Annotated in this window: 16 protein-coding genes and 1 pseudogene; 8 read left to right on the top strand and 9 right to left on the bottom strand. The window is 68.9% G+C overall.

Going from position 1 to position 18,696, the window contains the following annotated elements:
- Window positions 1-5: 5 nt before the first annotated feature.
- The gene (locus tag AB0H21_RS11730; protein WP_358514796.1) at window positions 6-1,679 is read right to left on the bottom strand and encodes a DUF885 domain-containing protein; all 1,674 of its coding nucleotides are present in this window, start codon (window positions 1,677-1,679) and stop codon (window positions 6-8) included.
- 141 nt (window positions 1,680-1,820) lie between these two features.
- On the opposite strand from AB0H21_RS11730, the gene AB0H21_RS11735 reads away from it, so the two are divergent.
- On the top strand, window positions 1,821-2,336 hold the full coding sequence (locus tag AB0H21_RS11735) for a MarR family transcriptional regulator (RefSeq protein WP_358514799.1): 516 nt from the start codon (window positions 1,821-1,823) through the stop codon (window positions 2,334-2,336).
- A 160-nt stretch (window positions 2,337-2,496) separates the two neighbouring features.
- On the opposite strand, the gene AB0H21_RS11740 is transcribed toward AB0H21_RS11735, so the two are convergent.
- The 7 genes from AB0H21_RS11740 to AB0H21_RS11770 are packed head-to-tail and all read right to left on the bottom strand — an operon-like array spanning window position 2,497 to window position 9,784.
- A complete protein-coding gene (locus AB0H21_RS11740; RefSeq protein ID WP_358514802.1) occupies window positions 2,497-4,281 on the bottom strand; it encodes a GAF domain-containing protein in 1,785 nt (594 codons plus the stop codon).
- A complete protein-coding gene (locus AB0H21_RS11745) occupies window positions 4,278-5,450 on the bottom strand; it encodes an NAD(P)/FAD-dependent oxidoreductase (RefSeq protein ID WP_358514805.1) in 1,173 nt (390 codons plus the stop codon). The genes AB0H21_RS11740 and AB0H21_RS11745 overlap by 4 nt, the downstream gene beginning before the upstream one ends.
- A complete protein-coding gene (locus tag AB0H21_RS11750; RefSeq protein ID WP_358514808.1) occupies window positions 5,447-5,653 on the bottom strand; it encodes a ferredoxin in 207 nt (68 codons plus the stop codon). Before AB0H21_RS11750 ends, AB0H21_RS11745 begins: the two co-directional genes overlap by 4 nt.
- A 1-nt stretch (window position 5,654) precedes the next feature.
- Complete coding sequence (locus tag AB0H21_RS11755; protein WP_358514811.1) at window positions 5,655-6,824, bottom strand: cytochrome P450; 1,170 nt, start codon at window positions 6,822-6,824, stop codon at window positions 5,655-5,657.
- Window positions 6,825-6,831: 7 nt separating this feature from the next.
- Window positions 6,832-7,584, bottom strand: a complete 753-nt coding sequence (locus AB0H21_RS11760) for a gamma-glutamyl-gamma-aminobutyrate hydrolase family protein (protein WP_358514814.1) — start codon at window positions 7,582-7,584, stop codon at window positions 6,832-6,834.
- 10 nt (window positions 7,585-7,594) lie between these two features.
- Window positions 7,595-8,374 carry an SDR family NAD(P)-dependent oxidoreductase gene (locus AB0H21_RS11765; RefSeq protein WP_358514817.1) on the bottom strand — a complete coding sequence of 260 codons (780 nt, stop codon included), beginning with the start codon at window positions 8,372-8,374 and terminating at the stop codon, window positions 7,595-7,597.
- Window positions 8,375-8,413: 39 nt separating this feature from the next.
- The gene (locus AB0H21_RS11770) at window positions 8,414-9,784 is read right to left on the bottom strand and encodes a glutamine synthetase family protein (protein WP_358514819.1); all 1,371 of its coding nucleotides are present in this window, start codon (window positions 9,782-9,784) and stop codon (window positions 8,414-8,416) included.
- Window positions 9,785-9,971: 187 nt separating this feature from the next.
- On the opposite strand from AB0H21_RS11770, the gene AB0H21_RS11775 reads away from it, so the two are divergent.
- The 3 genes and pseudogenes from AB0H21_RS11775 to AB0H21_RS11785 all read left to right on the top strand — a co-directional run.
- The gene (locus AB0H21_RS11775) at window positions 9,972-10,187 is read left to right on the top strand and encodes an aldehyde dehydrogenase family protein (RefSeq protein ID WP_358514822.1); all 216 of its coding nucleotides are present in this window, start codon (window positions 9,972-9,974) and stop codon (window positions 10,185-10,187) included.
- Between the two features lie 189 nt (window positions 10,188-10,376).
- A complete protein-coding gene (locus AB0H21_RS11780) occupies window positions 10,377-11,891 on the top strand; it encodes an APC family permease (protein WP_358514825.1) in 1,515 nt (504 codons plus the stop codon).
- Window positions 11,812-12,069, top strand: a pseudogene (locus AB0H21_RS11785) (hypothetical protein); the annotation flags it as partial. The gene AB0H21_RS11780 and the pseudogene AB0H21_RS11785, both read left to right, overlap by 80 nt.
- A gap of 51 nt (window positions 12,070-12,120) precedes the next feature.
- On the opposite strand, the gene AB0H21_RS11790 reads toward AB0H21_RS11785, so the two are convergent.
- On the bottom strand, window positions 12,121-13,725 hold the full coding sequence (locus AB0H21_RS11790) for an FAD-dependent oxidoreductase (RefSeq protein WP_358514828.1): 1,605 nt from the start codon (window positions 13,723-13,725) through the stop codon (window positions 12,121-12,123).
- Between the two features lie 223 nt (window positions 13,726-13,948).
- Between AB0H21_RS11790 and AB0H21_RS11795 the strand changes: the two genes are divergently transcribed.
- The 4 genes from AB0H21_RS11795 to AB0H21_RS11810 are packed head-to-tail and all read left to right on the top strand — an operon-like array spanning window position 13,949 to window position 18,627.
- Window positions 13,949-15,064, top strand: coding sequence for a Zn-dependent alcohol dehydrogenase (locus AB0H21_RS11795; RefSeq protein WP_358514831.1), 1,116 nt, complete (start codon window positions 13,949-13,951; stop codon window positions 15,062-15,064).
- On the top strand, window positions 15,061-15,498 hold the full coding sequence (locus tag AB0H21_RS11800) for a hotdog domain-containing protein (protein ID WP_358514834.1): 438 nt from the start codon (window positions 15,061-15,063) through the stop codon (window positions 15,496-15,498). The genes AB0H21_RS11795 and AB0H21_RS11800 overlap by 4 nt, the downstream gene beginning before the upstream one ends.
- A 7-nt stretch (window positions 15,499-15,505) precedes the next feature.
- Window positions 15,506-17,140: an AMP-binding protein gene (locus AB0H21_RS11805; RefSeq protein ID WP_358514837.1), complete on the top strand. Its 1,635-nt coding sequence runs from the start codon at window positions 15,506-15,508 to the stop codon at window positions 17,138-17,140.
- Window positions 17,137-18,627 carry an aldehyde dehydrogenase gene (locus tag AB0H21_RS11810; protein ID WP_358514840.1) on the top strand — a complete coding sequence of 497 codons (1,491 nt, stop codon included), beginning with the start codon at window positions 17,137-17,139 and terminating at the stop codon, window positions 18,625-18,627. The genes AB0H21_RS11805 and AB0H21_RS11810 overlap by 4 nt, the downstream gene beginning before the upstream one ends.
- Window positions 18,628-18,696 lie beyond the last annotated feature (69 nt).

The raw sequence follows: 18,696 nt of genomic DNA on the forward strand, positions 1-18,696 counted from the left end.
CCGCTCTAGGCCGACTTGATCCACTCGGAGATCAGTTCCTCCAGGACGCCGAGCGGCAAAGCCCCGTGTCCGATCACCTCGTGGTGGAAGTCCCTGACGTCGAAGCGGTCTCCGAGCTCGGCGCGGGCGCGCTCGCGCTGACGCAGGATCTCCCGGCGGCCGATCAGATAAGCGGTGGCCTGACCGGGCCAGGCGAGATACCGGTCGATCTCGTTGCGGATGTTGGCCTCGGTGGTGGCGGTGTTGTCGCGCATGTAGGCGATCGCCCGCTCCCGTTCCCAGCCGAGGTGGTGCATCCCGGTGTCGACGACCAGCCGGCAGGCGCGGATCGCGTCGAGCGAGAGCATCCCGAACCGGGCGATGTCGGAGCTGTACAGGCCCATCTCGTCGGCGAGGCGCTCGGTGTACAGCCCCCAGCCTTCCATGTGCGCGGTGAGCTGGCCGACGACCGTCATGCGCCGGAACAGCGGCAGGTCGGTGAGGGTCTGGGCGAGGGCGAGCTGGAGGTGATGGCCCGGCACGCTCTCGTGGAAGGCGAGCGCCTCGTACTCGTAGCGGAACCGGGTCTCGGGACGGAACGTGTTGATCCAGTGGGTGCCCGGGAGGCCGTCCGGGCCGGGCGGCTGGTAGTAGGCGAGCGGCGCGGTCTTCGCCTCCAGAGGGTCGATCTCGCGGGTGACGCAGTCGGCGATCGCGTAACTGCGGAAGTATCCGGGCATGGCGGCCTGGGCGCGCTGCAGGGCCTCCTCCACCAGGGCGACGATCTCGGCCGACCACGAGAACCGCAGCGCCGGGTCCTCGCGCAGCGCCGCCAGCACGCCGTCGGGGGTGCCGACCCCGAGCACCCGCCCGCCGAGCCGCGCGAGCTCCTCGCGCAGCTCGGCCACCGACTCCAGCCCGATGCGGTGGATGTCCTCCGCGCTCAGCCCCGGCCGGGTGTGCCGGGCGAGGGCGTCCGCGTAACCCTCCGTGCCGCCGGGGACATGGCAGACCCCGGCCTCTGCGTCGGGACGGGTACGCTCGGCGAGACCGGCCAGCCCGTCGCGGAAGCGGGCCAGCGCCGGGCGGACGTTGTCGCGCACCAGCTCCTGGGCGCGCCCGGCCTCGGGCCTGCCGAGCAGGGGCCGGACGAGCGGATCGGCATCGAGGTCGCCCGAGAGCATCCCGTCGAGCTGGGCGACGGCCGCGGTCACCCCGCTGCGCAGGGGGTGGCGCCCGGCCGCTGCGGCGACCCGGTACCGGGCGAGCCATGCGTCGAAGTAGCCGGGCAGGGCGGCGAGCCGCTCCAGGCACGCGGCCGGTCCCTCCTGGTCGACCGGCGTCATCGCCAGCGACTGGACGGCCCGGGGCGGGGGCGCGACGACGCTGGCCGAGACGGCGAAGTCGGTCAGCCCATGGGCGAGTTCGCCGGCGGAGCTGTGGATGAGCCGGTCCAGCACTCGATGAGTGACCCGGTCCTCACCGGTCAGCGCCTCCAGCGGAACCCGGTCGAGGCGCCGGCCGAGGTCGAGCAGCGTCCGCCGCCGGCTCTCGGCCGCCTCGGGGGAGGGGTCGGGCACCCGGTGGGCATGTCCGGCGACGCCGAGCAAGGTCGCCATGAAAGGGTCGTAGGTCATCTCCGCGGCGAAGTACGCCTCGGCGAGCTTGGCAAGGTCCGCTTGGTGGTGTTGCTGAGCCACGATCGCTCCAGGTGTCCGACGGCGTCTCGCCGCGTCTGCAGTGCGCTGATTATTGGAGGCTGCATAGCGTCCAGTCAACACCTGAAAGCATTCACTATTTACTAAACGACCTTCGTGAATCGCTACTGCTAAGGTCGCACCATGCCGCAGGAGGACGAGAAGTCGAGGTCACAGCTCGCATTCGCCGACGGACTGGCCGAGGTGTTCGCCCGGCAGGTGCCCCGGATGGCAGGGCGGATGCTGGGGCTGCTGCTGATCACGGACGAACCCCGGCTCTCCAGCAAGGACCTGGTGGACCAACTCGGTGCGAGCGCGGCCACGGTCTCCAACATGGGCCGCCTGCTGATCGGCTTGGGCTTGGTGGAACGCACGGTCTCCCCGGAGACCCGGCGCGACCTGTTCGCCATCGCCCCCAACGCCTGGGTCGGCACCTACCGTGACGGCGAGCGCTACATCACCGAGGTTCTGGCCCTCGCCGACCGGGTCCTGGCCGACCCGGACCTCACCGACATCCCCCGGGCCAGACTCCGCGAGCTGCGCAACCTCTACACGTTCGTCTGGGCGGAGATCCCGGACCTTGTGTCCCGTTACGAGCAGTGGCGCGAGGCGAACGGCCCGGAGGCGCTGTATCAGCCACCGGGCCGTTCATCCACCTGACGCCGTCGGCATGAAGCCGTCCGTCGGCCGCCGCCTCCGCCTGGTCGGCGGTGAGCGTGTCGGCGCCGCTGTGGGCCAGACGAGCCCGCACGGTGAGCTCCAACCCGCTGAACCCGTACCGGCACGACCACGGGCACCACGGGACCCGAAATGATGATCTTTACTCACGCTCGCGGATCAGCAATGCGAGGCGTGTGATGAACCATGCGCTCGCCGAGTCCAAAGGATTGCTGAGCAGCTTCTCCAGCCGGTCCAGCCGCTGCCGAAGGGTATTGCGGTGGATGTAGAGGCGCGCGGCGGCGTCAGTGGTCGAGCCCTGGGTCTCGACGTGGGCCCGAAGCGTCTCCAGCAGCGCCGATCCCGTCTCGCGGTCGTACTGTTCAATGCGTGCGATGTCGGACTGCGCGCGTATGAGCTCGGCCCGTAGGTCAGCGGCAATCGCGGTCGCGCTGCGCAGCAGAGGTGTGTACTTGTGGGAGAGGACGTCGGGAGGGGATCGTAGGACGGCCGCCCAGGCAGCGGCCTCCCGCGCGGCGCGGAGTCCCTCGACGACGCCGGCCGGGGCCGCGGATGGTCCACCCCATCCGATGACCAGGTGGGTCTGTTGACCGCTGTCGGCCAGGGCATGCTCGAACTCGGTTCGCAGTTCCTCCTGCGCTTCGGCGTCGACGATCGCGCCCAGGACGAGTCCCGCGACGCAGCCGGGCGCGTCTGGAATCAGGCGCCGGGTTCGCGATTTGGCCGCCCCTTCCACGATACGGGTCGAGATCGCCATCGCTTGATGCTGTGCCAGTTTCTGGAAGGGATCCACGAGCACCACGAATGGGGTGACCAGGCTCTTGGCTGCCCACCCGAACTCGATCAGGAGCTTTTCGGTCACGGCGGCGTCACGGCTGCGGATCAGTTCGTCGAGAGGAGACGGACCGGTCGTCGTCACCGTGCCGGTGAGGACCAGTGCTGCGTAGTTCGCGACGGCTTCGAGCAGCAGGCGGTCGTCGCCGGCGAAACGGCTCGGCCGATGGCACGAGATGGTGCCCATCAAACGCCCTCCGACGCGGATGGGCTGCGAGATCGACTCCATGCGCGGCTCCCACCCGCGCAGCAGGGCGCGGACGGTGGCGCTGTCGGCCGTGCCCTTGTCGAGGACCCTCTGCGGCAGCCGGTGCTGGTCCGACCTGGCGATGCTGACGCCCACCGTGTCATCGCCGTCTGCGTGCGGATCGGCGAGTTCGACGACGCACAAGCTGGAGGGAATGATGGCCAAACAGCGTTCCGCGATGGCGGCCAGAGCCGCATTCCTCGTCCGGGGAGGCGACTCGGCGAGCCGGACGAGCGTGCGGAGCGCATTGGATTGCCGGGTGCGGACCTCGAACTGCGCCGCTCGGTCGATCCCGTTGGCGAGCAGTTTCGCGACCTCGCCGATCGACTCCGCCATGCCCTCGTCGAATGCGTGCGAGCGGGTTGAGTAAATGGAGAAGACACCGACGGCGTCGCCGCCGGGTATGAGGATCGGTACCACGAGCGCGGAACGGAAGTCCGCCTCCATCGCCGAGGGGATGTGGAAGAACCGCGGGTCGTCCAGCAACTTGTCGTGGATGAGGGCCGAACGTCGCATGAGGGCGGCCCAGCCGGTGATGCCCTCCCCGAGCCGGAGGGTGAGGCGATTGACGAAGGCCTGCTGGCGTCCCTCCGTTGCTGCGCGCAGCACGAGCACGTCGCGGTCAGGCTCCCAAAGGTAGACGAAGCCGCCGGTGGCGTCGCATGCGCGTGCGACCAACTCCACTGCGCGCTGGGCCAGGATCGTGGCGTCGGACGAGAGGCTCAGCGCTTCGATGACGTCGGTCAGCATGGCATTTCGCCGCTCGGCTTCACGCAGCGACGCGTGGAGGAGGCGCACGTCGTCGGGGTCGAACCCCGGGCCACCTGCGCCATCGGAGTCGCTCACGTCACAACGGCCTGCTGTTCTTGCATGATGGCTGCGAAGTCACGGGGTGCGTTGACAGCCACCCAGGCAGCCTGTCTCCCCTCGTCGTCGAACCGATACACGGCACCCTTACGTTCAGGATACAAGGCCAGTACCTCAGGCGGTGAAGGGTCCACGGGCACCGTGCCCAGGATCTGGACCCGCCTGCCGAAGACCTCGGTCCAGAAGTACGGCAGCCGTCTCGACGTCGCCGGCTCACCGAGGATCTCCGCCGCGACGGCCGCCCCCTGCTCCGCGGCGTTGGTCCAGGATTCGTGGTGCACGAGCGCATCGGTGACCGGGTCGGTGTACGCCGCCGCGTCGCCGACCGCGTACACATGGGGATAAGCCTCTCCGTCCATCGAGAGGACGTGACCTTGAGGATCGCAGTGGACCCCTCGCCCGTCGGCCGCCGCCCACCCCGCGACGAGTTCCGTGGCGGGGGTCATCCCGATGGCGCTGAGCGCGATGTCCGCGTGCAGGTGTGATCCGTCGGAAAGGGTGACGTCGAAGGCGTCACCCGGTAGCCGGGAGGAGGATGTGATGTGTCGTTCGAGGCGCAGGTCGACGCCTGCGTCCGCAGCCCACCGGGCGACCTGCTTGCCGAGCTCCGGCCCCAGCAACCGGCGCATTGGCAGCCGGTCGACCTCCACCAGCGTGACGCGGACATCCTCCCGGGACAGCGTTGTGGCCATCTCAGAGCCGAGTGGGCCGGCTCCCTCGATCAGCACGGACGCGGACCGCACTGCGGCGACCCGCTCCCGGAGCCAGAGGGCGTCGGCGGCCGTCCGCACGAGAGAGAATCCCCACAGGTCCGCTGACTGTGACCGGGGCCGCCCACCGGTGGCCAGCACGATCACGTCTGCCGCCAGTCGTCGTCCGGACTCGAGAACCACGATCCGCTCCCGGATGTTCATGGCGACGGCACGGTCCCGCAGCCACGTCGCGCCCTGAACGGCCCAGCCGGGCTCGGCGACGGCGTCGAAGTCGTCGTCCAGAAACCTCTTGGTCAGAGGTGGGCGGTCGTAGGGGCTGTCGGGGTCGTCATCGACGACGGTGACATGAACCTTGCGACCCGATGCCATCAGCTCGTGCGCGACGCTGCTGCCGGCCAGCCCGCCGCCGATGACGCAGACCGAGAGGCGATTCATCCCTCCTCCTCGCTCACGAGGATCGCGCGCTCGGGGCAGTTGCGGGCGGCGGCGAGGACCGCCTCGCGGCGGTCCTCGGTCACCTCCTGCCTGTCCTCGGGGACGAAGGCGTAACCGAACTCATCGACCTCGAAGGCCGCGGGTGCGAGGATCATGCATCGGTTGTGCCCCTGGCACCTGGAGCCGTTCACGGTGACCTTCACGTCAGCCGTCCTTCCGGGAGAACTTGAGGTTGAGCGGTCCGACGCCGTGCCAGGGTTGTTCCGGGTCTGCGAGGGTGAACGGGGGGAGCAGGCGCAGGAACTCCTGCAGTGCCACGAGGACCTCACGCCGCCCCAGGTTGGAACCGAGGCACCGGTGGATGCCGACGCCGAAGGCGAAGTGGCGGTTCTGCTGCCGGTCAAGAATGATCTCGTCGGCACGCTCGTACTGCTCCTCGTCGCGGTTGCCCGATCCGAACGCCAGGACGACGCGCTCGCCGGCCTTGATCCGCTGTCCCTTGATCTCCACGTCACGGGTCGCGGTGCGCGCCATGGCCTGGACCGGCGAGAGCGTGCGCAGGAACTCCTCGACCGCTGCGGGTACCGCGTCAAGGTCGTCGCGGAGCTGCTTCTGGGCCTCGGCGTTGCGGGCGAGGTACCAGAGGCCGGATCGGATGGCCCAGGCCGTGGTGTCGAGCCCTGCCAGGAAGAGCAGGTAGCAGTACGACAGCAGTTCGTCGTTCGTCAGCGGTCTCCCGTCGACCTCAGCGCTCAGCAGGTGGCCGATGATGTCATCGCGCGGCTCCTCCGAGCGCCGCCGGGTCAGGAGATCGTCGAAGTAGGCGAACACCTCGTCGGCGGCGGCGGACGCGATGTCCGGTGAGACCGTGCGCTCGTAGATGATCTCGTCCACCCACCGGTCGAACCGTGGCCAGTCCTCCTCCGGGAATCCTGCGAGGGCGCTGAAGATGATCGTCGGGAGTGGCCGGGCGTAGGCCGCGGAGGCGTCTACGACGGAGTCGACGTCGATGCCTTTCGCCAGTTCCTGCGCGACGTCCACGACACGGGGCGTGAGGGCGTCGATGGCTGCGGGGGTGAACAACGGCAACAGGATCCGGCGGTACTTGCTGTGTGCCGGAGGGTCGATGTCGATGGGGATGAGCGGGACGTCGGTGCCGAAGTTGGGCAGCAGCATCGACGGCGCCACCGAGAAGGTCGTGTGATCCTGCTCGGCGGCGAAGATGTCGTCGTTCTTGGTGAGGAACCAGAACCCGCCATGCTTCTCGCTGTAGCCGACGGGGCAGGTGGCCCTCAGCTCCCTGTAGGTGTCGAAGATGTCGTCGAGCTCAGGGCCGTGGTAATCGAAGTCGAGGGGGCACTTCTTGTCAGACATGCGGTACCTACCGTAGGGCGTGAGTGGTGATGGCCAGGGAGCGATCGCGGGCCAGGTCGACGAACGCCCGGAAGATCGCCAGTTGACGTTCGTGGTCGTCGGCCATCTGCTCGGGGTGCCACTGCACCCCCAGCACGAGGCCGTCGTCGGTCTCACAGGCCTCGGGGAGTCCGCCGGCATGTGCCACCACCCGCAGCCCCTCCCCCAGACGGTTGATCGCCTGGTGGTGATAGCTGTTGACCAGCAGGTCCTCGGGGCCCACCATCGCGGCCAGCCGGGACCCGGGCGTCACCACGACGCGGTGGGCGCCCTCATGTGAAGGCCCGGTCTGCCAGTGGCCCAGGGACTCCTCGACGTGCTGGAGCAGGTCGCCGCCACGGCTGATGTTGATCAGCTGCAGACCGCGGCAGATGCCGAGGACCGGGATCCGGCGCGCCTCGGCGGCGGCGAGCAGGGCGAGCTCGAACCTGTCGCGCTCGCGATTCACCCCGTAGACCTCCGCCTGCGGCTCCTGGCCGTAGCAGGCCGGGTCCAGGTCGCCGCCGCCGGTGAGCACCAGGCCGTCCAACGTCCTGACGACGGCTGCCGGGTCCGCCTGGGTGGGTGGCAGGACGAGTGGCAGCCCCCCGGCGCGGGCGACGGCGTGCGGATAGCGCATGTTGAGGGAGACGGTGGGAGCCGGGCCGAAGGAGGTTTCCTGCACCTGGGTACCGCAGCTGACGCCGATGCGGACCGGCGGAGCGCAGGGGGTGAGAGCCATCGATGCCGCCTCAGTGGACAAGCCAGCCGCCGTCGACGAAGAGGGTGGTCCCGGTCACGAAGCCGGCCGCTTCGGAGGAGAGGAAGCTCACCGCGTTCGCGACATCCTCGGGACGGCCGATGCGTCCCATCGGCGTGCGATCGAGCAGCCACTGTCGCACCTCGGGCTTGGCCAGCACCGTGCGGGTGAACGGCGTCTCGATGAATCCGGGTGCCACTGCGTTGACGCGGATGCCGGAGGCGGCCGCTTCCACGGCGAGCCCCTTGGTGAACATCAGCAGCGCACCCTTGGACGCGTTGTAGTGGATCTGCGGGTGACCGCTGCTGGAGATGACGATGTGCGCCTCGACGGAGGTGATGTTGACGATCGCGCCGGTGGCGCCGGGTTTCCCGGCGAGTGTGCGCCGGATCGCGGGGACCGCGGCCTTGCTGGCGAGGAAGGGACCGGTGGAATTGACCCGGAACACCTCCTCCCACTCGGCGGGTTCGAGGTCGTCGAACGCGCTGCCGCGGACGATGCCGGCGTTGTTCACCAGGATGTCCAGCCCACCCCAGGCGTTCTCGGTCCGGCGGACCGCCTCGGCCATGCTGTCGGGATCCGTGACATCGGCGACGATCGGGAATGCGTTCTCGTGCGGGCCGCAGACCTTGTCAAGCGCGTCGGCGTTGACGTCGATCAGCGCGACCTGGGCGCCTTCGGCAAGCAGCTTCTCGGCGATGGCCAGGCCGTTGCCGGAGGCGGCTCCGGTCACCATCGCGATGCGGCCCTCGTGGGTGTTCACGACGTACATGCCCTTTCGGGTGGTAGCGGATGCGGGGGAGGGGGAGGCTCAGATGACCTCGAGGTAACGACGCAGCTCCCAGTCGGTGACGGCTTTGCCGAACTGGCTGATCTCCCAGCGACGGGTGGTCGCGAAGTGCTCGACGAACTCCTTCCCGAACAGTTCGCGCGTCAGGGGAGAGGCCGCGTACGCTTCGACCGCCGCGTCCAGTGACGCGGGCAGGGCGAGCTCGGCGGCGTTGGGGAGTTCGTAGGCGTTGCCGGTGACCTCGGCGGGTGGGGTGAGCCGATGCCGGATCCCGTGCAGGCCCGAGGCCACGTTGGCCGCGATGACCAGGTACGGGTTGGCATCGGCCCCGGGGATGCGGTTCTCGACCCGGGCTGCCGCCCCCGGGGCGGGGATCGACCGGACCGCCACGGTCCGGTTGTCCCTGCCCCAGGTGGCGCTCGCCCCCGCCCACGAGCCGCCCTCGGTGCGCTTGTAGGAGTTGACCGTCGGCAGGTAGATCGCGGTCATCTCGCGGGCCAGGGTGAGGAGCCCGGCCACGTACTGCGCGCCCGTCTCGGACAGCCGGCACGGGTTGGCACAGGCGAACGCGGGCGTGCCGTCGGCGCACCAGAGGCTCTGGTGGACATGTCCCGACGATCCAGCCCAAGCCGCGTCAAGCTTGGCGATGAACGTCGCGGTGTGGCCGTGCTGCGCCGCGATCTCCTTGACCGCGTTCTTCAGCAGCAGGGCGTGATCGGCCGCACGAAGTGCCCCGTCGTGGTGGATGTTGACCTCGAACTGTCCCGGTCCGTGCTCGCTGTTGCAGGCCTCGATGTAGACGCCGGCCGTCTGGAGCCGCTCGCGGATCTCGCCGAGGACGTATTCAGTGGCCGTCCCGCGCTGCAGGCTGTATGTGCGGCTGCCGTGGGTCAGCGGCTCCAGGTCACGGAACCCGGAGCGGTGCAGGTCGCCCGGCGACTGACGCAGCAGGTAGAACTCGAACTCGTAGGCCGCGGTGGCGGAGAAGCCGAGATCGGCCGCGTCTTCGAGCACCTTGCGCAGCAGCCGGCGGGGGGACAGCGCCAGCGGGGTCCCGTCGAGCTCCTCGATGTCGCAGATGACCGAGGCCGTGTGCGGCTCCCAGGGGACGAGCGTCAGCGTGGAAAGGTCAGGCTTCAGGGTGACGTCGGGGTAGCCGGTGTGCCAGCCCGTGTACTCCACTCCGGTGAGCAGCTCGTCCACCATGTCCCAGCCGAACAGGATGTTGGAGATCTGCGTCCCCTTCTCCCATACGGAGTCGGTGAAGTACTGCACCGGGATTCGCTTGCCGCGCCAGACCCCGTCGATGTCGACGGCACCGACCCGGACCGTGCGGATCCCGTGCTCCTCGACAAAGCCGAGTAGTTCGGCTCGCGTCGTAATCTCGCTCATCAGGCCTCCATCGCCGCGCCGACCGACAACGTCATCCAAGGGGGAGGGCAGGCGGCTTTCCAAGTGGTCGGCCGCCCTGTGAACAGCCAATCTCTGTGCGAGCTGCACATTGAGGCCGGGCCGGGGCGCGCACAAGGCTGAGCGGCCTGCACGACAACCCTGACCCGTTCCGCGAAAAGGACCACCGTTGAGCACCACCATTACCCCGGCCACACAACAGGCGATCGCGGATGTCGCAGAAGCAGACGAGGTGGAGGTCGATCGGGCCGTGCGCCGGGCGCGTGTGGCTCGGGAGCGCTGGGCCGCCCAGCCGATCCGCCATCGGGCGGCGGCCCTGCGCCGGATCGCGGACGCGGTGCGCGCCGACCTCGAAAATCTGGCGGGCTTCTTCGCCACGGCATGAGCATCACGTCACAGGCCCGGGGTCCACCGGTCGCGACCCGATCCGACGTCCCACCGTGCCGGGTGCACCCGGGCGGCCGGCGTGTAACACCACTCCGATCCTCTCAGCCGGTCAGGACCGCAAGGTCCCCGCAATCCTCAGGGGCAACACCGCCCGACCACCCGCAGCCTCCCCGAGAAGGCGTACGACATGACGGACATCAATGACACAGCGAATATCAGCAGCCGAGCGGTGAAGAAGAGCGTCGGGTACGCCTCGACCGACCTTCTCCGAAGCTCCATCAACTTCCTCCACATCGTCCTCATGGTGACCGCGGCGGCAGCGCCCCTCGTGGTCGTCTCGGCCTACATCCCCATCTCCCTCGCCTACGGCAGCGGCATGGCGGTACCGATCACCTACGTCGCCGTCACCGCCATCCTCCTCGTCTTCTCGGTCGGGTTCGTGGAGATGGCCAAGCGCATCACCTCGGCCGGCGCCTTCTACACGTTCACGACCCATGGCCTGGGCAAACCCCTCGGGCTCGCTTCGGGCTTCACGATCACGGCCGCGTACAGCATGATCACAGCGGCCATCCAAGGCGGCTTCGGCCTGTACGCCTCGGCACTGCTCAAGCACTACTTCGGCCTGTCCGTACCGTGGTACTGGTGCAGTCTGGCCGCCCTGGCGCTGATGTTCGTGATCTCCTACTTCCGCGTGACATTCACGGCCCGGGTGCTGGGCGTGGCCTTGACGCTCGAGGTCCTCGTGGTCTTGGTGACGTGCCTCGTCGTCGTGGCACGAGGCGGTGCCGAAGGCCAGGTTCCCTCGGCCCTCAACCCGGCGACCTGGGCCGGCTCTCCCGCCGTCGGAGTCGGCTTCTTTCTCGCCTTCTGGTCCTGGATCGGCTTCGAGACCACGGCGATTTACGGCGAGGAGACCGTCGATCCGAAGCAGAGCGTGCCGCGCGCCACCTACATCGCGGTGATCACGCTCGGAGTCTTCTACAGCTTCGCGGCCTATGCGGGGGTCGTCGGCTTCGGCTCGAACGCGCCGTCCCAGGCGGCCAAGCTCTATGACCAGTACTTCTTCCAGCTCGCGGACAGTTACGTCTTCGGTTTCGTGCGCACCGCGATGGACTTCCTCGTCGTCACCGGGTTCTTCGCCTGCTCATTCGCCTTCCACAACAATGCCTCGCGGTACTTCTACTCCCTGGGCCGCGACCGCATCCTGCCGAGCGTGCTGGGGAGGACGCACCCGGTTCACAAGTCCCCGCACATCGCGGCGGGAGTTCAGGCGCTCATCGCCGCGATCACCGTGCTCGCGTTCGCCGTCGGTGGTGCCGACCCGCTGCTGCACCTCGGTACCTGGCTCCCGATCTTCTGCACGCTCGCGGTCATCGTGGTTCAGTTCCTGGTGTGCCTCGCGGTGATCAGGTACTTCAACCGTGAGGGCCGCAACGGGAGGGCCGCCATCTGGAAGACGCTGGTGGCGCCCGCCGTCGGCGCGCTCGCCCAGATCGTCGTGGTCGTCCTGCTGCTTCGCAACCTGACCTTCCTCGCCGGTGCCGACAACCTCGTCGTCAATCTGATCCCGGTGTACGTCGCCGCCGTCGCGATCGCCGGGTTCGGCTACGCGCTCATCCTGCGTGCCCGCAGCCCCGAGCGGTACCGGACCATCGGACAACTCCGCGACGAGGAGCTTCTCGAAGTCTTCCCGGACGAGTAACCCGAACGCCGAGCCGGGATCAGCGGGCGGACCCGGCTCGGCACCAGCTCCTGTCTCTGACAACTCCTGCCTACCTGGGAAGAGACAACGACCATGCGCCAGGGCGAGACCCGGTCTTCTACTTGGCCGATCGCCCGGCGTCGCCCCGGCACGCGTCGTGGTCATCGGCGGAGGCACGGCCGGCAGCACGAAGGCCGTCGACCCACTCCCGCGCCGGCGGGCAGGCCCATCAGGACACCGGACGCGAGGCCGCCAGCAGATCGGACACGCGAACGAACTTCCTCCGAGGGCGCCCCGCCTCGCGGCCCCTGAGCTGCTCGGACTGGTCGATACGAGCCCACGCGTGCTTGTCGACGACGTCCGGCTGCCGTTCCTTGACGAGCTTCCCGAGGTGCTCCAGGCCGTGGTGAGGATCAGGTAGGCGCCCAGCACCGAAATCATGAAGGATCGCGTCCACCGTTTCGGCGGAGTCGCTTCTGTTCGTGCCGATCACCCCTGTGGCACCCCGCTTGATCCATCCGGAGCAGTAGACACCCACTACCGACTCTCCGGTCGCCGGGTCGCACACGCTGCCTGAGTAATGGGAGAGCGTGCCGGTCACATCGTCGAACGGCAGTCCCGCGACGGCCGTACCGCGATAGCCGATCGCTCGCACGACCAGGGAGGCTTCGATCCGCTCCACAGTGCCGTCGGCGCGGCAAAACGTGATCGACTCCACCGAGCCCGTCCCATTGATCGCCTCAGGGCGCAGGCCGTACCGGAGCGTGATCCTCCGGTCTCCATCTGCCCGGCCCCGCTTGGCCGCCGCGGCGATGATCCGAGACCTGCGGTCGGCGGCGTCACAGACGTGGGCGACTTCATCGGCCATCGCGAGAAGCGTCACCCCTGGGGTGTGCTCAAGCGCGGAGAGCTCGCCAGTGGTGTACGCCGCGTATTCGGGGCCGCGACGTCCCGTGACGACGACGTCGACGATCGTGCTGTGGCCGAGGGCCTCGATGGCGTGGTCGGCCATATCCGTGGCCGTCAGGGCGGCGGCCGGCTGCGCCAGAACCCGAGCCACGTCGAGCGCGACGTTACCGTTGCCGATCACTACAACGCGTTCTCCGTGGAAATCGAATCGGCGGTCCGCGAAATCCGGATGCCCGTTGTACCAGGCGACGAACTCCCGGGCGGAGACGCACCCGGGCAGATCCTCGCCGGGAATGCCGAGGCGGCGGTCGTCGCCGGCCCCACCGGCCCATACGACCGCGTGGTGGTGCTCCAGCAGTTCCTGTACGGAGATGTGCCGGCCGACTTCCACGTTGAAGAAGCAGTGCACGTTGGACCGGGCCAGTACGGAGCCGAACTGTCTTGCGATCAGCTTGGTGCTGGAATGGTCCGGCGCGACGCCCGCCCGGACAAGCCCGAAAGGCGTGGGCAGGCGCTCGAAGACGGAGATGCTCACACCCGGGATCTCGCTCAGCTCCGCTGCCGCGTAACACCCGGCCGGCCCTGCCCCTACGACCGCGACCGAAAGCCTCGAACGTCCTACAGGGAGCCGCCGGTGGATCGGATCCGGCGGCGACGACTCGTTGATCGGGTTGGTCTCGAAGTAGGCCGCGTTGATCTCCAAGGAGTCGCTGAGCCGCTCGGGAAGGTCCCACTCGGAGTAGATGGCGTTGACGGGACACTCATCCATGCAGGCGCCGCAGTCAATACACGTCCCGGGATCAATGTACAGCTGTTCCGTCGTGGAGAAGTCCGGGTCACCCGGGCGCGGCCGAATGCATTGGACCGGGCACACCGGGATGCACGAACCGTCGTTGCAGCACCCGTGGGTGATAACGAACGTCATTTCTGGTCCAGCCCTTCACAGCGAGCGACCCCGCGATGCTAGGCGCGCGCTTCCGTGACGTCTGTGGCTGCGCCGCACACCATCCGTCGCGGGTCAGTGCGCCGTGCACGTTGTCGCCGACGGCAGGGCCGCCAAGCATATGAGGGCCGCGGGACGTCGCCGATGCGAACGTCTGACTCGACGAATGGTCGTGGGACGTCGCTCACGCCAGCAAGGAGGACAGGTGCGCACACCGATCAAGGCAGCGGTGCTGGGCAAGGCCGGTGAGCCCCTCGAACTGGCCGAGGTCCTGCTCGACGAGCCCGCCGACCATGAAGTGCTGGTGCGCACCGAGCGTGTCGGGCTGTGCCACAGCGACCTCCACTACATCACCGGCTCGCTTCCCATCCCGACGCCGGCGATCCTCGGCCACGAGGTCGCCGGACTCGTGGAGCGCGTCGGCGCTGCCGTCACGCGGGTCGCACCAGGTGATCGCGTGGTCGCGACCGTCACCCCGGCGTGCGGCCTGTGCCGTTCCTGCCTTCGGGGGCGTCCGACGCAGTGCATGCGGGTGGACCAGGTTCGCGCCAGGCCCCGACCGAAGGTGGTCACGCGCGATGGAGAAGAGGTGCAGGTGCTCGGTGGCATCGGCGCCTTCGCCGAGGCGTTCCTCGCTGGAGAGGCGTCGCTCGCGGTCGTGCCGTCCAACGTCCCGCCGCACGTGGCCTGCCTGCTCGGTTGCTGCGTATCCACGGGGGTGGGGGCGGTGGTGCACGGCGCACACGTCACTCCAGACGATACCGTCGCGGTCATCGGCTGCGGCGGCGTGGGCATCGCGGCCATCCAGGGTGCTCGCCTCGCGGGCGCACGGAGGATCGTGGCCGTCGACGCGGTGGCCGGCAAACTTGAGATCGCCCGGCGATTCGGGGCGACTGACGCGGTGCTGGCCGGTCCCGACACGGTCGCGGTGAGGACTCTGCTGCAGGACCTGATGCCCGACGGGTTCACGCATACGGTCGAGGCCGTAGGGCGAAGGCAGACCGCCGAACTCGCCTTCGATGTGCTCGCGCCGACCGGCACCGCCACCATCCTCGGACTCATGCCCCCAGGGGAGCGGCTCAGCATCCCCGCGGATGCGCTCGTTTACGGCGATCGGGTTCTGCGGGGCGCCTACATGGGGGCCAACCGCTTTCTCACCGACGTTGAGATGTTCACCGACCACTACGTCGCAGGCCGCCTGGACCTGGACGCCATGGTCACGGGCGAGGTGCCGTTCGAGCACGTCAACGAAGGTTTCGCCGCCATGTCGGACCCCGCGACGATCAGGATCGTCGTCGATGTCACCCGGGAGAGCGCATGACCCACGCGTCCACTCAGAGCCAGGCGGACACATCCGTCGGGTTCGGGCTGAAGCACCGGCGGTACGTCGACTTCAGTCACGCCCACTACTCCGGGAATCTCGTGGACGGCGCGTACGTCCTGGGGATGTTCGGCGACGTCGCCACCGACCTTTGCCTGCACATGGACGGGGACGAGGGGCTGTTCGCCTCCTACTCGGGGGTCACCTTCCACGCCCCGGTGCAGGCCGGCGACGTGCTGGAGGTCAGCGCGACGGTCAGCCGCGTGGGGAACCGCAGCCGCACCGTCTCCTTCCAGGCGCATGTCCTTGCCAGGTCGTCTCCCCAAGACGGCCCGTCCGCCGGGAGGGTTCTCACCAGCCCACTCCTGGTGGTGTCGGCGATCGGCACCGTCGTGGTGCCGGCCGTCGCGGCAGGCCGCGAGCCCGCGCTGTAGGTCTGAGATGGATCTCCTCACTGACGTCCCGACCCAAGGGCTGACCCTCCCGGCGATTCTCGCCCACCAGGCGCGCGTCCGCAGCGGGCATGCCTTCCTGCGCACTCCGGAGTCGGCCATCGGTTACGCCTCGGCCCACCAGCGGGTCGAGGCGTATGCCGCAGGCCTGCAGGCGATCGGGATCGGGCCACGTGACCGGGTCGTGCTCTTCATGGCGAACAGCGTCGAGCATGTTCTCATCTGGCTGGCTGTGAACCGCATAGGCGCCGTCAACGTCCCGCTCAACACAGCCCTCTCCGGCGAGCTGCTGGCACGCTCGGTGCGCATGGTGCGTCCCCAGGCTCTCATCGTGGACGCCGACCTCGCCCCCGTCCTGGCCCAGGTGCTCAAGCTCGCCGGCTGCGCGGACCGTCCCGTCTTCGTGCACACGCCCGACGACCCCCACTCGCGGGGCCGTGCACTCTCCGGAGCCGGCAGCCTCGCCGAACTCGCGATGTCCTCGCCGGTGACGCCGGTTGAAGTTGATGAGCCGGCACCCGCGACCATGCTGTTCACCTCGGGCTCGACCGGCGTCCCCAAAGCCTGTGTGCTCTCCCACCGTTACCTCGTGCGGCAGAGCCAGATCCACGGGAAGTACCTGGAGTTCCGCCCGGACGACGTTCTGTACACGCCGTTCCCGCTCTTCCATATCGATGCGGCCACGCTGACCGTGGGGGCGGCACTGGTCACCGGTGCGACCGCGGCGCTGGGCAAGACGTTCTCCGCGTCCCGCTTCTGGCACGAGGTGCGCGCCTGCGACGCCACCGTCTTCAACTTCATGGGGGCGACCGCCAACATCCTGTGGAAGCAGCCTCGGAGCTCCGGCGATCGTGACCACCGGGTCAGGATGGCCTGGGGTGTGCCCATGCCGGCGTGCGAACGCGGATGGCAGGAGCGGTTCGGCTTCCCGCTGGTTGAGGTCTACGGGCTGACTGACGCCGGCGTTCCCGCGTATCAGCCGCTGGACGAGCCCCGACGTCCCGGCTCATGTGGCCGGGTGATCCCCGAGTACCAGGTCCGCATCGCCGACCAGGCCGGTGATCCGGTTCCGGCCGGCACCGAGGGCGAGATCCTCATCCGCTCAGACGACCCTTGCCTGCTGATGAACGGGTATTTCGACATGCCCGAGGCGACCGGCAAGGCCTTTCGCGGGGGATGGTTCCACACCGGTGACATCGGCCGCCTCGACACCGACGACCACCTGTACTTCGTAACGCGCGGCAAAGAGGTCATCCGACGGCGGGGGGAGAACATCGCCGCCACAGACGTTGAGGAGGCGATCAACGCCCACCCGGCCGTGCGCGAGTCGGCCGCGGTCGGCGTACCGAGCGAGCTCTCCGAGGAGGACGTCAAAGTCTTCGTCGTCACGCAGCCGGGGGCCATGCTGCGCCCCGAAGACGTCGTCGAACACTGCAGCCGCGTACTTCCCCGCCACATGGTCCCGCGCTACGTCGAGCTGATCCGGGAACTACCCAAGACCCCCACAGAGAAGATCGAGCGCTACAGGCTGGCCGCCCTGCCCCTCACCGCGAGCACCTGGGACGCCGTACGGCCCGAAGGCGGGCCGGCCGCCGCGAGCACAGAACAGGGAGAGACAGCGTGACCGCAACCGAGCAGCACCCGCGCACCCGTCCACCGAAGGCCCAACTCGACTTGATCGAGGGCAGTTGGTCGGAGCCGAGCGAGTCCCTTCCGGGCTCGCTGGACGACCCCAACACCGGTACACCAAGGCAGGCGCAGGCCGCCACCGCGGAGAAGGAGGTCGATCACGCGCTTTCGGCGGCAGCCGGCCTCAATGCCGCTGGAACCTGGGCATCGGTCCCGCTGGATGTCCGGGTTCGCCTTCTCGACGAGGTTGCCCACGGTCTGGCCGGTCGAGTCGACGAGCTGGCCTACGAGGACGCCATGGCGACGGGGAACCCCCTGCGGGTCACCACCCGGCTCGCGTCATACCTCGCCCCGCGGGTAACCGCGGCAAGGGACCAGCTTCTCCAGGTCGGCGAGTCGACGCGGCTCCCGGCAGGTGAAAGGGAGGTCCGGCTGCTCCGCCGCCCGCTGGGACCCGCCGTCATCCTCGCGCCCTGGAACGCCCCCACCTTTGTCGCGGTCGCCAAGGTGGCCAGCGCTCTCGCGGCCGGGTGTCCCGTGATCCTCAAGCCGTCGGAGTGGGCGCCAGGGGGATGCCAGATCCTCGCGGAGGTCATCAGCGAGGCCGCCAACGCCTTGGAGCTCCCCCCGGCGGTCTTCCAACTGGTCCACGGTGGAGCCGCCGTCGGTGCGTATCTGGCGTCGGACCCCCGCGTGAGGGCGATCTCCTTCACCGGCGGCGCCGCCGGCGGCCGCGCGGTGGCCACGGCCGCTGCGCCCCACTTCGCCGTGCTCCAGCTTGAGCTTGGCGGTCACAACCCGGTCGTGATCCACCCCGACGCCGACATCGCGGCTACAGCGTCCGCTCTGGCGGAGGGGATGACCAAACTCAACGGACAGTGGTGCGAGGCCCCCGGCAAGATCCTCGTGCCCGAGAGCCTGCACGACGAGCTCGTCGACGCGCTGCTCGATCAGCTCGGCGCGCTCCACGTCGGACACTGCCTCGACGACACCACCGACGTCGGCCCGCTCGCCTACTCCGCGCACCGTGCCAGGCTGCAGCACCAGGTGGCTGAACTTGTCGATCGCGGCGGCAAGGCCCTCACCAACTCGCAGCTACCGGAGCTTGGCGGCTGGTTCTTCGCCCCCACCGTGATCGTGGGGCTGCCTGCTGAGCAGTCCGAGCATGAGCTGTTCGGACCGGCGGTGTCCGTGCATCGGATCAGCTCGGTAGAGAAGGCCATCCGCGCCGCCGACGGGCCTGAGACAGGCTTGGCCGGTTTCGTGTTCGGTCGCGACCTTCAAGCCGCCCTGGACACCGCGGCCCGGCTGCCCGCAGGGGAGATCCGGGTCAACGGCTGCAAGCTCGCCGACCTCGCAGAGGGGTCGGAGCAATCCTTCTGGAACAACGCGGGCATCGGCGGCCACGGGCCGACCGACATGGTGCGCTTCTTCCAGGGCCGCCGGACGATCGGGGTGGACGACCAGGCTCTCCCGATCTGACACACGCCGCCTGCCTGGCACCGCGCTACGCGTGGGGCGCGGGCTCGTCCGGAGGGGGCCGCCGCCCAA

Origin of the sequence: Sphaerisporangium sp. NPDC051011, from assembly GCF_040653595.1 — a bacterium.
In the GTDB taxonomy this organism is placed as follows: Bacteria; Actinomycetota; Actinomycetes; order Streptosporangiales; family Streptosporangiaceae; genus Sphaerisporangium.